The following is a 15475-nucleotide window of genomic DNA, read 5'->3' as shown; positions in this document are numbered from 1 at the left end:
AAAAGAAAAAGACATAAAATGGCTACTCACAAGCGTAAGAAACGTTTAAGAAAAAATAGACATAAGAAAAAATAAGCGCATTTAGGCGTGCCATTATCCGGTAGCCTGCATCTCATGATCTGAGGTGCAGGCTATTGTGATTGTTGGCTTTTTTTATACATAGCCGTAGTAACGGTTTATGTAATGTCGGTTTTTTATTGAACAATCTTATGGTTTAACTGAAAGAGTGACTAGCGGGTGTATTTAGCTGGATATCTATCCACCAAACCCCTGTATTCTTTCTAAAGAAAGTAGCTGTTGGTAAAGGAATTAATAGTAGATTCTTCCCCGGAGACAGGGACAACTATTGCTTTACTACAGGATAAACAGCTTGTTGAGCTAAATAAAGAACAGGTAAATAATAATTATGCTGTTGGCGACATCTATTTGGGCAGAATCAAGAAAATAATGCCCGGATTGAATGCTGCTTTTGTAGATGTGGGCTATTCAAAGGATGCTTTTTTGCATTATCTAGACCTAGGACCACAGGTACAGTCGCTCATTAAGCTTACCAAGCTAGTAAAGAATGGCAGTTATAAAGATAAGCTGCTCAATAGTTTAAAGCTAGAAAAGGATATCAATAAAGCGGGCAAGATTTCAGAGATCCTAAGTCGTAACATGTTGCTACCGGTACAGATTGCAAAAGAGCCAATCTCAACCAAAGGCCCACGTTTAAGTTCTGACTTATCGATCGCAGGAAGGTTCGTTGTTTTGGTGCCTTTTTCTGACACGGTTTCGATTTCGAAAAAAATTAAAAGTAATACCGAACGAAACCGACTTAAAAAAATTGTTGAGGGAATCAAACCTCAAAATTTTGGCGTAATTATTCGTACCGTATCGGAAGGTAAAGGGGTTGCCGAGTTGGAGAAAGATCTCCGTGATTTAATCACCAAATGGGAGTCCTTTACCAAGCGTCTCGCTTCTACCGATCCCGCGAAAAAAATATTAGGCGAAATGGATCGGACATCTACCATTTTGCGTGATATATTAACAGACGAGTTTTCTCATATCTATATAAATGATCCGATCATTTATGAGGAGACGAGGTCCTACATCCAGGAAATCTCTCCCGATCTGGAGAAGATAGTAAAACTGTATAAGCACAAGGATCCTATCTTTGAACATTTTGGCATTGAAAAGCAGATTAAGGCTGCCTTTGGTAAAATAGTTAATCTGCAGGGAGGAGCCTATCTGGTTATTGAGCATACGGAAGCACTTCACGTTATTGATGTTAATAGTGGGAACCGCACTGCCAATAAAGAAAATCAGGAGGACAATGCATTGTTGGTAAATAAGGAGGCGGCAAAAGAAATAGCCCGTCAACTGCGCCTGCGAGACATGGGTGGAATTGTTGTTGTCGATTTTATCGATATGCATAAGCCGACAAATAGGAAGGAACTGCATGACTACTTGAAGGAATGTATGGGTAATGATCGTGCTAAACATACGATTCTTCCTCCCAGTAAATTCGGTCTTGTGCAGATCACAAGGCAGCGTGTTCGTCCTGAGATGACGGTGGTTACCAATGAGAAATGTCCTGCCTGTGGAGGAACGGGCGAAATCCGGGCAAGCATCGTACTGATGGATGACATTGAGAGTAATTTAAGCTATGTTCTGAATGAACAAAACGAACGAAATATTACGCTGTGTGTTCATCCATATATAGAAGCCTTTATAAAAAAGGGCTTTATTTCGAGACGCTTGAAATGGTTTTTCCAGTACGGTAAATGGATTAAAGTAAAGGCAATTTCATCGTACTTTATGAATGAATTTCACTTCTTAAACGCCAAAGAAGAAGAAATAAAATTATAGTTGCGAGTTGTCAGTTACGAGTTGTGAGTAGTAATTACGCGCAACTGATAACTCGTAACGCACAACTTAAAAAACAATGGCAAAAGCAAAAACGGTCTATTTCTGTCAGCGTTGTGGATATGAATCGGCTAAGTGGCTCGGTAAATGTCCTTCGTGCAATCAGTGGAATACCTTTGTAGAAGAACTGGTTGAAAAGGGAGGCAGTAAAGTGCCGGATTGGAGAAGCGGAACTTCTTATTCCGGGAATCGGAAGCCGAATAAAGCGGCTGTTATTCATGAGATTGTTTATGCGGAAGAGGTTCGGATGCAAACACCCGATCATGAAATGAATCGCGTTTTAGGCGGTGGAATTGTGGCCGGATCTTTGGTGCTCATAGGAGGTGAACCCGGTATTGGCAAATCAACACTGATGTTGCAGCTTGCGTTGACGATACCAGGTATAAAGACATTATATGTTTCCGGCGAAGAAAGTGAACAACAACTAAAAATGCGCGCAGAACGGTTGCTTCAATCTTCGAAAGCGGATTGCTATATTCTTACGGAAACCTCCACCCAGAATATCTTTAAACAGATCGAATCAGTAGAACCTCACTTAGTGATTATTGATTCGATACAAACATTGCATTCTTCGCAGATCGAATCGACACCTGGCAGTGTTTCGCAGGTAAGAGAATGTACTGCGGAATTGTTGCGTTTTGCCAAAGAGTCTTCTACGCCGGTATTTATTGTGGGGCATATTACCAAGGATGGAGCTATTGCCGGACCAAAAGTACTTGAACACATGGTGGATACCGTTTTGCAGTTTGAAGGAGATAGACATCATATGTATCGTATATTACGGGCTGTAAAAAATAGATTCGGTTCTTCTTCAGAGTTGGGCATATATGAGATGTTTCATGGTGGATTGCGCGAGGTTTCCAACCCTTCAGAGATTCTGCTTTCACAACGCGAATTCCCGATAAGTGGTGTTACCATAGCAGCCATGCTGGAAGGGGTACGCCCTATGTTAATTGAAGTACAAGCTTTAGTAGGAAATTCTGCATACGGCACACCCCAACGATCCTCCACTGGTTTTGATACGCGACGGATGAACATGCTGTTGGCCGTTTTGGAAAAAAGATTTGGTTTCAGGCTGAGTGCACAGGATGTATTTCTTAATATCGCCGGTGGCTTGCGTGTTGAAGATCCTGCAATCGATCTGGCAGTAATCGTTGCTATTCTCTCTTCTCAACAAGATATAGCCGTACCTTCGCATATCGCTTTTGCAGGTGAAGTGGGGCTTTCGGGGGAAATTCGAGCTGTGAATAGAATCGAGCAACGTATTGCTGAGGCTGAAAAACTTGGTTTTGAAGAAATCTATATATCAAAATATAATAACAAAGGGTTAGATACGTCGAAGTATAATATTAAAGTTAACTGGATGGCAAAGGTTGAAGAGATTTTTCAAGCCATTTTCGGTTAGATACAAGAATTTTACATAATATTTCGGGTGTAAGTTTTACACATGAGCTAAAAATGCTACTTTTGTTTTGAATGACTCTTTTTAAGTTAATAAATATTATCGTTTTGTTAGGATTCGTAAATACGATTACGTATTTCCCGAGTTATGTAAACGATAATTTTTTTTATCAAAAGCAGGTTTTTCATGATAAGTTGCAGGATTTCGATGGTGACACCTTATTGGAGTGCTTTTTCGATGACGTGCTTGATATACCGATGTCGGGCAAGGACCTGAGCCCTACGATTTTCTACAAAAATTATAATTTCTTAACCAATATCATATCGATATCGATTAAGATTCTGGATAGCTTTATTCTGGCAATTAAGCCGATTATAACTTCGCTAGTCAGTAGTGAAAATTATTTTGTATCAAAAATTACCCCCCTTTTAGGCTATTATACATTTCTGTTTAGGCTTAAGCCTTTTTAGTCCTGTTATTCCCTTACGATAATGCATGATGCATTTTATCAGGAGCCAACATAGATGGCCTTTCCTGTCATTGCCTTTTTCGGCACGAACAACAGTCAACTAAAACAAAATACATTCTTAGAATATATTAATGAACAGATTTTATATAGGTTTATATGGCGTCGCTTTATCAGCTGCTATAGCATGTACATCAAGTAAAGGAAATAGTGATGAGTCGGAAGAAAAACGTTCCGTACCCTATACGCAGTTAAAAGCCGTAGATACAACGTTATATACCGATTATGTAGCCGATATACAAGCCGTACGAAACGTAGAAGTGAGATCCAAAGTGCAGGGGTTTCTGGATAAAATATTTGTAGATGAGGGTGCCTTGGTACAAGCAGGGCAGATATTGTTTAAGATTAATGAGGATGAGCAGCGCGCCGACGTATCCAAAGCACAAGCCCTTTTAAACAATGCAACTGCCGATGCTAAAACCGTAGCACTCGAACTGGAAAGGGTTAAGACCTTAGTAAAGAAAAATATTATTACAAAAACAGATCTGGATGTTGCGGAGGCGCAACTAAAAGCAGCTGAGGCAAGGGTACAAGAAGCACGATCTGATTTACAGCGTGCACAGACACAATTGGGGTATACGAGTATACGGGCCCCTTTTACGGGAAGGATCGATCGGATTCCTTTAAAAGTGGGAAGTTTATTAAGCGAAGGAGCCTTATTGACCAGTGTTTCCGACTTGGATGAAGTATATGCTTATTTTACCATATCGGAAACAGAATACCTGCAGAATATCGCGCGGAAGTCGCCTGAAAACAGCATCTTATCTAAGAAAGTTCAACTTACATTGGCAGATGGGCAACACTATCCGCATATGGGGGAAATAGAGCTGGCCGAGTCCGAATTTGAAGAGCAAACAGGTACCATTTCATTAAGGGCCCGATTCCCCAACCCGGATAGGATACTAAAACATGGCGCAACAGGCAAAATACAATTGCCGACTAAAATCACCGAATCTATTATTGTCCCTCAAAAATCTGTCTTCGAAATCCAAGATCGTGCCTATGTCTATGTACTGGACACCGCAAGTAAGGTTAAAATGACCAATATTGAGCTAGGAACACGATTTGGCCATTTTTATTTAATACGCTCAGGGCTTAAAGCCGGACAAAAAATTGTGTTCGAAGGTACACAAAGCCTTACGGACGGTGTGGCTATTGAACCTCGTGAGGTTTCGTTGGATAGCTTGTTGCACAGTCCGAGTCAAGGATTACAATAAATAATTTTGTTGCTTTAAGATACGTATCATGTTTGAAATTTTCATAAAACGACCGGTGCTGTCACTGGTCATATCATTATTTATTACCTTACTGGGGCTGCTATCGCTCTTTACCTTACCGGTTACCCAGTTTCCCGATATTGTCCCCCCCTCAGTTGTTGTAAATGCCAATTACACCGGCGCTAATGCAGAAGTAAGTACAAATGCGGTTGCCATTCCTTTAGAGAAGGCCATTAATGGTGTTCCGGGCATGACGTATATGTCATCCGTTTCTACCAATAATGGAAATACACTTATACAGGTGTATTTTGAAGTCGGTACGGATCCTGATATTGCTGCTGTAAACGTGCAAAATCGTGTAACGACCGTTTTAGATGAATTACCGGAAGAAGTTATAAAGGCAGGTGTTACCACCGAGAAGGAAGTGAACAGTATGTTAATGTATTTGAATATATACAGCGACGACGAAACAGCTGATGAACGATTCATATACAATTTTACGGATATCAATATATTAAAAGAATTAAAGCGTATCCAAGGCGTGGGTAGAGCCGAGATTATGGGCTTTAAAGATTACGCGATGCGCGTTTGGTTGAAACCCGATCGCTTAACGGCCTATCGAGTATCGAGCGAGGATGTGATTAAAGCTATCCGGGCACAAAATGTGGAGGCCGCACCCGGTCAAACGGGAATTGGGTCGGATAAGAGTGTCAATATGCAGCAATACGTGCTTCGCTATCCTGGTAAATTTGATCGTCCGGAACAGTATGAAAATATTCCTTTAAGGGCTAACCCCGATGGATCTATTTTACGATTGAGGGATGTGGCCGATATTGAATTCGGATCTTTGGAATATGAGATGGCGTCCAAAGCCGATGGTCGTCCATCTGCTTCCATTATGATTAAGCAATTACCAGGATCGAATGCCAGCGAGGTTATTGATTTGATTAAGACCAAAATGGAGGAGCTGCGCGGCACGACTTTCCCCCCTGGGATGAAATATACGATGGGTTATGATGTTTCTCGTTTCTTGGATGCATCTATTAATGAAGTCTTACACACACTGGTGGAAGCCTTTATTTTGGTATTTCTGGTTGTCTTTATCTTTTTACAGGATTTCCGGTCCACCCTGGTACCTGCTTTGGCGGTTCCTGTTTGTTTGATCGGTGCCTTATTTTGCATGCAAATGCTCGGCTTCTCGATCAATTTACTAACCCTGTTTGCACTGGTACTGGCGATTGGTATTGTAGTTGACAATGCCATTGTGGTGGTAGAAGCGGTATATGTAAAAATGGAAGAAGAACATATGCAGCCTATGGAAGCGACATTGGCCGCCATGAAGGAAATCAGTGGGGCAATTATCGCTATTACCTTAGTGATGTCGGCTGTATTTGTCCCTGTGGCATTCCTGTCAGGTCCCGTTGGTGTTTTTTATCGACAATTTTCCTTAACATTGGCAGGGTCCATCCTTATTTCGGGCATCAATGCACTCACGCTTACGCCAGCCCTTTGTGCGATTATTTTAAGATCACCGCACGATCGACCGGAGCCGCGGGGTGTATTGGCAACTTTCTTTAAAAAGTTCAATCATGTTTACAACAGAATCTCCGGAAAGTATGCCGGTCTCATTAAACGTATCGCGGGTCGGCGCGTCATCACGCTGATCATATTGGTGGTTTCGTTTATAGCGACCTGGGGTATCTCCTCCGTTTTACCATCGGGATTCATTCCTACGGAAGATCAAGGGATGATTTATGTGAATGTAACGACTCCTCCCGGGGCTACCGTTCAACGGACAGAAGCCGTATTGGATGAAGTAGATGCAATTGCTCGGCAAATGGAATCGGTGGAGAGTGTTTCAACACTTGCCGGTTATAGTTTGGTAAACGAAGTTACGGGTGCTTCTTACGGAATGGGGATGATTAACCTGAAACGTTGGGATGAGCGTAAAGAGTCGGTAGGTGATATGGTGGAACGCTTGAAGAGAGAAACATCACGAATAACGGATGCAGAAATTGAATTTTTCCCACCGCCCACCGTACCGGGTTTTGGTAACTCAAGTGGATTTGAAGTACGGGTGTTAGATCGAAGTGGTAGTGATGACCTCAGCAAGTTGTCCGATGTTTTGAACACGTTCATGGACAATCTAAAGAAATCGCCGGAAGTAGGAAGTGCCTTTACCAGTTTTGACCCCAATTTTCCGCAGTATTTGATTAATGTGGACTATGATGTAGCGGCAAAAAAAGGCGTAAGTGTTGATAATGCAATGTCAACCCTACAGACCTTAATGGGAAGTTTCTATACTTCCAATTTCATCAAGTTTGGGCAGATGTACAAAGTGATGGTACAAGCAGGGCCCGGTTATCGTGAGAAACCAGAAGATGTGTTGCGCTTATTTGTTAAAAATGAAGCGGGTGAAATGGTTCCTTTCTCCAGTTTCATAAAAATGGAACGAATATACGGACCAGAACAGTTAACACGGTATAATATGTTTACTTCAGCCATGATTAACGGTGATGCCGCAGCAGGGTATAGCAGCGGTGATGTAATTGCGGCAGTTGAACGTGTAGCTGCCGAAAGTTTACCGCGCGGTTTTGAGATCGAGTGGTCGGGAATGACACGTGAACAGATCTTATCAGGGAATCAGGCAATTTACGTGTTTGCTTTGTGTTTATTATTTGTTTATCTCTTATTGTGTGCACAATATGAGAGCTTCTTACTGCCTTTACCGGTTATTTTAAGTTTACCGGCGGGTGTATTCGGCGCTTTCCTATTCTTGAAATTACTTGGATTGGAGAACAATATCTATGCGCAAGTTGCCTTGATTATGTTGATTGGTCTCTTAGGTAAGAATGCGATCCTTATCATTGAATATGCTATTTTAAAGAATAAACAGGGAGCGTCTATCTTGAATGCCGCCATCGAAGGGTCGGTTGCACGTTTGCGTCCGATCTTAATGACGTCATTTGCCTTTATAGCAGGATTAATTCCTTTAGCAATGGCATCGGGTGCAGGAGCCCTTGGAAATAGATCAATCGGTACAACTGCAATCGGCGGAATGATTATCGGTACTTTAGCGGGTGTCATTGTGATCCCGGGTCTGTATGTTTTATTTACTTCTATGCGGAAGGAAAGGAAGGCTAAAAAGGTAACCGGTGCGGCTGTCGCGCTAGTCGGGTTATTACTGCTATCGTCCTGTGGCACGCAAAAAGAGGTGGAGCTTGCACATAGAAAGGTACCGGCTCATTACCTTGGAAAGAACCAGGTAGACACGTTAGCAAATGACAGTATATCCATGGCGACCATATCGTGGAAGACTTTTTTTCAGGATGAATACCTTGTACAGCTTATCGATACCGCTTTGGCGAATAACCCGGAGATGCAACAGGCTTTATATCGTGTAGAAATAGCGCGGGCTAATATGCGCCTGGGAAAAAATGCTTTGTTTCCATCTGTTGATGCTGTCGCCGAGGTTGGGCTTCGGAAATATGGTTTTTATACGATGGATGGGATCGGAAATTATGATACCAACTTTTCCGATAATTTAAAAGATGATGAGCGTGTACCAGATCCGGTGCCTGACTATTTTTTAGGTTTGCGTGCGTCTTGGGAAATTGATATTTGGGGGAAGCTGAAAAATAGAAAAAAAGCGGCCTTCGCCCGGTTTTTGGCTTCTTATGAAGGGCGTAAGCTTGTGCAAACGCAATTGATAGCCGAAATCGCGTCTGCCTACTTCGAGCTACTTGCTTTAGACAATGAGTTGGATATTTTGGAAAAAAACATTGCATTACAACAAGAGTCGTACGAGCTCGTGCAAGTTCAAAAAGAGGGAGGGCGCGCTACAGAGTTGGGTGTGCAGCAGCTACGTGCTATTTTGATGAACTCAAAGGGCAGGAAGGAGATGGTTTTGCAACAAATAAACTCAAAGGAGAATTACTTGAACTTCTTGTCCGGTCGATTCGCATCTCGAATTGCAAGAAAGCGAAATGAGCTTAATGCTTACCCATTGTCAAGTGCAGTTAAAGTGGGTTTGCCCGCAAAAATGCTGGCGCTTCGACCAGATATACGATCTGCGGAATTAAATTTATTAGCCGCAAAAGGAGATGTTAAAGCGGCTCGTGCCGCCTTCTTGCCCTCCTTGAATTTCTCGCCTTATGTAGGATTTCAATCCTTCGATCTATCTAAACTCTTTGTCACATCGCCTAGCTCCATTGCTTATGGTTTACTTGGGGGATTAACGGCTCCTATCTTTAATCAGCGATTGATTCGTTCTAACTATGAACAAGAACTGGCAAATAAAGGGCTGGAATATCAGGCGTATGAAAAAACTGTATTGAAGGCATGGCAGGAGGTGGAAACGGAATTGAATGCACAACGGCATTTGGTGGCGAGACGATCCTATAATCAACATGAGGTGGACGCACTTCGTCTTGCGGTTGATGCGTCAACAGAGCTATTTAAGGCGGGGAGAGCGAACTATTTGGATGTGATCACCTCGCAACGAAATGTGTTGGACGCCGAAATTACTTTAAATAGTACCTATTTGGAGTACTTGCAATCGGTCATTAATCTTTATAAAGCTTTAGGTGGCGGATGGCAGTAGCTTTCGTGGCTGCTGGTTCTTCGTTCCCCGTTATTCGGCTTTGTTAACCAACCACTAATAACGAAGACCAGGTAACTAAAATAAAACCCCGACCATATGGCCGGGGTTTCTTTTATTTGCTTAAATACATCGATTTTTCGGCGTATAAATGTCTGAAATAAGGGTCATCCAAATCCTTAATAAAACGGATGGCTTCACCGGTAGAACGCATTTCAGGGCCTAACTGTTTGTCAACATCCGGGAATTTATCAAAAGAGAACACAGGTTCCTTGATCGCATAACCCTCTAATTTTCGTTCAATTTTGAAATCGCTTAGCTTATTTTTTCCAAGCATAATCTTGGTGGCGATATTGATATAGGGAACATCATAAGCCTTGGCTATAAAAGGTACGGTACGAGATGCTCTTGGATTGGCCTCAATTACATAGACCTTATCATCTTTTATTGCAAACTGTATATTCAACAAGCCCTTTACATTTAAAGCCTTCGCAATTTTTCTGGAGTATTCATCCATTTTTTCCTGCACTGCGGCCGATAAGCTAAATGGAGGTAATACCGCACTTGAATCGCCGGAGTGAATACCTGCCGGTTCAATATGTTCCATCATGCCGATGATATGCACATCCTCGCCGTCACAAATTGAGTCCGATTCTGCTTCTTCTGCACGATCCAAGAAATGATCAATCAATACCCGATTTCCCGGCATGTTTTTCATGATTTTAATAACCGCTTTTTCAAGCTCTTCGTCATTAATCACAATACTCATTCCTTGGCCACCAAGCACATAACTTGGACGTACTAATACAGGATAGCCTACCTCGTTGGCTACTTTTAACGCCTCCTCTGCATTCTCTGCCACTCCATATTTCGGATAAGGGATATCCAACTCTTTCAATAAGTCAGAGAAACGTCCGCGATCTTCCGCTAGGTCCATATCCTCAAAGGTGGTTCCGATAATACGAATGCCCGCCTCTTTCAGCTTTTCAGCCATCTTAAGGGCTGTTTGTCCGCCTAATTGTACAATAATACCTTCTGGTTTTTCAAGATCGATAATCTCACGTACATGTTCCCAAAATACAGGTTCAAAATACAGCTTATCAGCCATATTGAAGTCTGTTGATACCGTTTCTGGATTACAATTTACCATAATGGCCTCATATCCCGCTTCTTTGGAGGCTAATAAGCCATGCACGCAGGAATAATCGAATTCAATACCTTGACCAATTCGGTTCGGACCCGAGCCCAATACGATGATTTTCTTTTTATCACTGGGGATCGACTCATTTTCTTCTTCAAATGTAGAATAATAGTAAGGAGTGACTGCTTGGAACTCTGCCGCACAAGTATCTACCATTTTATACACGCGCTTGATACCTAACTCTCTTCTGCGGTTGTATACCTCATCTTCATTTACGTTGCCTAATACCCAGGCAATTTGACCATCGGAGAATCCCTTTTGCTTTAGGGTTAAAAAGAAGTCTTTCGGTATATTAGATAGAGAGTAGCGTTTCAGCTCTGTTTCCAGTTCAACCAGCTCTTGAATTTGAACCAAGAACCACTTATCGATATGGGTAGCTTTTCTTATTGATTCCAAAGGAACGCCCATTTCAAAGGCATCTTTGATATGGAAGAGGCGGCCGCTACTTGGGTGTTCCAAGCTTTGCATAATCTCTTCGAGATTACGTAATTGCCGACCGTCAGCACCTAAGCCTAAACGGTTAGTTTCTAAACTTTGACAAGCTTTTTGTAAGGCTTCAATAAAGGTACGGCCAATGGCCATCACTTCACCTACCGATTTCATTTGCAGGCCTAGTTCGCGGTTAGCTCCTTTGAATTTCGCAAAATTCCAACGCGGTGATTTTACGATGACGTAATCTAAGGTCGGTTCGAAATAAGCTGATGTGGTTTTCGTGATTTGATTTTCCAGTTCGTCTAGGTTATATCCAATTGCGAGCTTTGCTGCAATTTTAGCGATTGGATAACCGGTAGCTTTCGAAGCCAAGGCCGATGAGCGTGAAACTCGGGGATTGATTTCGATTGCGATGATGTCCTCATTATCAGGATTTACAGAGAACTGGACATTACACCCACCTGCAAAATTACCGATCGCGCGCATCATCTTAATCGCCTGATTACGCATCTCCTGGTAGCAGGTGTCACTCAATGTCATAGCTGGAGCCACGGTGATCGAGTCTCCGGTATGAATCCCCATCGGATCGAAATTTTCAATGGAACAAATGATAATCACATTATCCTTATTGTCCCGTAGGAGTTCCAATTCGTATTCTTTCCATCCCAAAACCGCTTGTTCTACCAGTACCTCATGCGTTGGTGACGCTTGGAGCCCACGACTAAGCGCCGCTTCAAAATCCTCTTTTTTATGAACAAAACCTCCACCGGTTCCACCCAAAGTATAACTAGGGCGTATAACTAGCGGAAAGCCGATTTGTTGAGCTGCTTCTTTACCCTCTAAGAAAGAGTTGGCTATCTTGGATTCCGCTACGCCAACACCAATTTCGATCATTAATTGACGGAATGCTTCCCGATTCTCTGTTTTTTCGATGGCGGCAACATCTACACCAATTACCTGCACCCCGTATTTTTCCCAAATATTGCGGTTGGAAGCTTCAATACATAGATTCAGCGCCGTTTGGCCGCCCATTGTTGGCAACACGGCATCAATCTGACGCTCTTGGAGAATTTGCTCAATACTATCAACGGTAAGCGGTAATAGGTAAACATGATCTGCGATGACCTTGTCGGTCATGATCGTTGCAGGATTCGAATTAATAATGGAAACCTCAATACCTTCCTCTTTCAATGAAAGAGCTGCTTGAGAACCCGAATAGTCAAACTCACAGGCCTGTCCGATAATAATTGGGCCCGAACCGATAATCAGCACCGAGCGAATGGAGGTGTTTTTTGGCATTTTATATGTTCAAAAGTATTAGTTATCAAAAAGAACGATTTTGATAAAACAGTGCGGGAAGTTCTATGATTGAAGATTATTCCGACTGCTTTGTCGGAGTGCAAAGATAGGACTTTTTTGATTTATAATTTGAAAAAAATGTAAAAAATGTATGGTTTGTTCCTTGCGTCATCGGTAGGAGTTAAAAGAATATGAAGATCCTCTATTATTTACAAAAATTATACGTTAACAGTGATATTATACTGTATTTTAGCGGTTGTAGCCTAAGGAGGCGATCTTGACGGAGAGGTTTATGCACAAGCCAATAACAAAAATTGCAGTAGTTGGTCCGGAATCTACCGGGAAGTCACAGGTTTCGACCTACCTGGCTGAAGTATATAATACCGTTTGCGTACCTGAATATTCGCGGGAATACTGTCGAAATCTAAATAGAGAATACACGTTGCAGGATGAGTTGAACATTTTTTATGGCCAGCTTGCTTTAGAGCGAAGCTTGGAACCCATCGCGTTTAATCAATTATTGATTTGTGACACGACATTCCTAACGGTAAAGGTATGGTGCGATTATCTTTTCGGTGATACACCGGAGGCAGTGAAATACGCGTTAAAAAATCATCCGTATGATTTTTATCTACTAATGGATATTGATTTACCATGGGAAGACGATCCCTTACGTGATTTTCCTGAACCCGAACAGCGACAGTATTTTCTTCAAGTATGGAAAAACGAACTGGTATCGTTACACGCTACGTATCAATTAGTGTCCGGCCTTGGTGAAGAACGCTTTTTGAATGCCAAGAAAGCAGCTGATCAATGGCTAGGTTTTAATTGTACATAAAACTTAAGACTCTTCCGTTTTCTTCGGAAACAATAGGGAAGCGATAACACTGATTGCCAGAATTCCAATAATTACATATAAAGAATGGGCGGTTGTAAAGCCCCAAGCTTCCAGCCAATGATGCGCTAGCATCTTGCCGCCAATAAATACCAACAGAAACGCAAGTCCTACCTTTAGGTAGTGGAACTTATGGATAATGTTGACCAATAAGAAAAACATCGAACGTAAGCCAAGAATCGCAAAAATATTAGAAAAGAATACGATGTAGGGGTCTTTTGTAACAGCAAAGATAGCAGGAATTGAATCGACTGCAAAAATGAGATCCGTAAATTCGATCACTAATAAAACTAAAAAGAGTGGCGTGATAAATTTTTTGCCATTCTCTTTATGGAAAAAAGTATGGCCAACAAAATCCGGATAAACAGAAAAATAGCGCGATGCAAAACGAACGACGCGATGATTTTTTGGATCAATTTCCTCTTCCTCATTTCTGTTAAGATACATGGTGATACCCGTATATACCAAGAAGATCCCAAATACGTAAAGAATCCATTCAAAACGACTAATAAGCGAGGCTCCGAGGAATATGAACAAAAATCGCAATAGAATGGCTCCGACAATGCCCCATACGAGCACACGATGATAAAATTTAGGGGGGACGCCAAAGGAAGTGAAAATTAACACCATGACAAAAATATTATCAACCGATAGCGCATATTCGACAACGTAGCCGGTAAGGTATTCAAGGGCTAGATTCTTTTTATAGATTTCAAGGCTCGCAGCAAAATCATCGGGTAATAGTTTAATGTTATGAAGATGTCGGCGGGTAACTTCCTGCAAATGGTCAAAATCCTGTATGTCGTGCAATTTATCGCCCCAAAAACGGAGGATCATATAAAAAGCTAGTGCGAAGGCCACCCAAACGCTGCTCATAATAGCCGCCTCTTTAAAGGATACTTCATGATCTTTTTTGTTAAAAAGACCCAAGTCAATAGCTAACATGAGAATGATGAAAAGCAGAAAGCCAAAGAAAAAAACTAGTTCATTCGCCATGATTACTTATTTCTCTCCGTTGTAAATCGTACGAGTTGTTCCAATCCCGTTTTATATTCACTTTTGGGAAATGTTTCTAATATGCCAAAAGCCTCCGCCTGGTAGCTTAACATTTTTTCCTTGGCATAGTCTAGTCCACCGCTATTTCGTACAAAGTCTATAACTTCCATTACTTTCTTTTGATCTTCGTTGTGATTCTTCACTAAATTGATAATACTTCGCTTTTTTTCTTTGCTAGTGTTGTTCAATGCGTAAATTAAAGGTAACGTAAGTTTTTTCTCCTTGATATCAATTCCTAAAGGTTTGCCGACATCATCAAAACCGAAATCAAAAAGATCGTCTTTAATTTGAAACGCGATACCTACTTTTTCTCCAAAATCATGCATTTTAGTAACAAGTTCATGGGGAGCCTTGGTAGATGCCGCGCCGCAAGCACAACATGAAGCAATTAAGGAAGCCGTTTTTTGCCGGATGACTTCAAAATAGACTCCTTCATCGATATCAAGCCGGCGAGCTTTTTCCATTTGCAGTAATTCTCCCTCGCTCATTTCTGTTACTGCCTCATTTAAGATGCGGAGAAACTCAAAATCTTGATTTTTTACCGATAAAGAGAGTCCTTTACTGAGGAGGAAATCACCTACTAAGACTGCTATTTTGTTCTTCCAAAGCGCGTTCACGGAAAAAAATCCCCTTCGCTGATAGGAATTGTCTACCACATCATCATGTACCAGGGTGGCAGTATGTACCAGTTCCACAAGAGCCGCCCCCCGATGGGTAGATTCATTGATACCACCACAAGCTCCTGCCGCGAAAAAAACAAACATAGGCCGCATTTGTTTGCCTTTTCTCTTGACAATGTAATGAGTAATTCTATCGAGCAACGGCACCGAGCTACGCATAGATTCCTTAAATTTTATTTCAAAATCATCAAGTTCAGTAGCAATCGGCTTCTTAATTTCCTCAAGTTTTAGCATGCAATCTTTTTTGTTAAGGTTGTTT

Annotated in this window: 9 protein-coding genes; 6 read left to right on the top strand and 3 right to left on the bottom strand. The window is 41.7% G+C overall.

The genetic code is table 11. From position 1 onward, the window contains the following. The first annotated feature begins 297 nt into the window (after window positions 1-297). The 5 genes from RYH73_RS02610 to RYH73_RS02590 all read left to right on the top strand — a co-directional run bounded on the left by RYH73_RS02610 (window position 298) and on the right by RYH73_RS02590 (window position 9656). Window positions 298-1851, top strand: a complete 1554-nt coding sequence (locus tag RYH73_RS02610; protein WP_335311700.1) for an Rne/Rng family ribonuclease — start codon at window positions 298-300, stop codon at window positions 1849-1851. 76 nt (window positions 1852-1927) lie between these two features. Next, entirely contained in the window at window positions 1928-3313 is a 1386-nt protein-coding gene (radA, locus tag RYH73_RS02605; RefSeq protein WP_335311699.1) for a DNA repair protein RadA, read from the top strand. A 104-nt stretch (window positions 3314-3417) separates the two neighbouring features. Continuing rightward, window positions 3418-3780, top strand: coding sequence for a hypothetical protein (locus RYH73_RS02600; protein WP_335311698.1), 363 nt, complete (start codon window positions 3418-3420; stop codon window positions 3778-3780). Between the two features lie 130 nt (window positions 3781-3910). Then, window positions 3911-5053 carry an efflux RND transporter periplasmic adaptor subunit gene (locus RYH73_RS02595; RefSeq protein WP_335311697.1) on the top strand — a complete coding sequence of 381 codons (1143 nt, stop codon included), beginning with the start codon at window positions 3911-3913 and terminating at the stop codon, window positions 5051-5053. Window positions 5054-5081: 28 nt separating this feature from the next. After that, window positions 5082-9656, top strand: a complete 4575-nt coding sequence (locus RYH73_RS02590) for an efflux RND transporter permease subunit (RefSeq protein WP_335311696.1) — start codon at window positions 5082-5084, stop codon at window positions 9654-9656. 112 nt (window positions 9657-9768) lie between these two features. On the opposite strand, the gene carB is transcribed toward RYH73_RS02590, so the two are convergent. Beyond that, on the bottom strand, window positions 9769-12585 hold the full coding sequence (carB, locus tag RYH73_RS02585) for a carbamoyl-phosphate synthase large subunit (protein ID WP_335311695.1): 2817 nt from the start codon (window positions 12583-12585) through the stop codon (window positions 9769-9771). A gap of 292 nt (window positions 12586-12877) precedes the next feature. Between carB and RYH73_RS02580 the strand changes: the two genes are divergently transcribed. After that, window positions 12878-13423 (top strand): ATP-binding protein, encoded by a 546-nt coding sequence (locus tag RYH73_RS02580; protein WP_335311694.1) that lies wholly within the window; start codon window positions 12878-12880, stop codon window positions 13421-13423. A gap of 3 nt (window positions 13424-13426) precedes the next feature. Here RYH73_RS02580 and RYH73_RS02575 read toward each other — a convergent pair whose 3' ends face one another. Then, on the bottom strand, window positions 13427-14476 hold the full coding sequence (locus RYH73_RS02575) for a TerC family protein (RefSeq protein ID WP_335311693.1): 1050 nt from the start codon (window positions 14474-14476) through the stop codon (window positions 13427-13429). Window positions 14477-14478: 2 nt separating this feature from the next. Then, window positions 14479-15450 (bottom strand): polyprenyl synthetase family protein, encoded by a 972-nt coding sequence (locus RYH73_RS02570; protein ID WP_335311692.1) that lies wholly within the window; start codon window positions 15448-15450, stop codon window positions 14479-14481. Between the last annotated feature and the right edge of the window lie 25 nt (window positions 15451-15475).

It is taken from the genome of Olivibacter sp. CPCC 100613 (assembly GCF_036959255.1).
In the GTDB taxonomy this organism is placed as follows: Bacteria; Bacteroidota; Bacteroidia; order Sphingobacteriales; family Sphingobacteriaceae; genus Olivibacter.
This window is presented reverse-complemented; position numbering and strand designations above follow the sequence as displayed.

What these genes read in the sequence shown, in the direction of transcription:
- RYH73_RS02575 (WP_335311693.1), bottom strand. Translation starts at nt 14,476, where the DNA reads ATGGCGAATGAACTAGTTTTTTTCTTTGGCTTTCTGCTTTTCATCATT.
- RYH73_RS02595 (WP_335311697.1), top strand. Translation starts at nt 3,911, where the DNA reads ATGAACAGATTTTATATAGGTTTATATGGCGTCGCTTTATCAGCTGCT.
- RYH73_RS02590 (WP_335311696.1), top strand. Translation starts at nt 5,082, where the DNA reads ATGTTTGAAATTTTCATAAAACGACCGGTGCTGTCACTGGTCATATCA.
- carB (WP_335311695.1), bottom strand. Translation starts at nt 12,585, where the DNA reads ATGCCAAAAAACACCTCCATTCGCTCGGTGCTGATTATCGGTTCGGGC.
- radA (WP_335311699.1), top strand. Translation starts at nt 1,928, where the DNA reads ATGGCAAAAGCAAAAACGGTCTATTTCTGTCAGCGTTGTGGATATGAA.
- RYH73_RS02570 (WP_335311692.1), bottom strand. Translation starts at nt 15,450, where the DNA reads ATGCTAAAACTTGAGGAAATTAAGAAGCCGATTGCTACTGAACTTGAT.
- RYH73_RS02580 (WP_335311694.1), top strand. Translation starts at nt 12,878, where the DNA reads ATGCACAAGCCAATAACAAAAATTGCAGTAGTTGGTCCGGAATCTACC.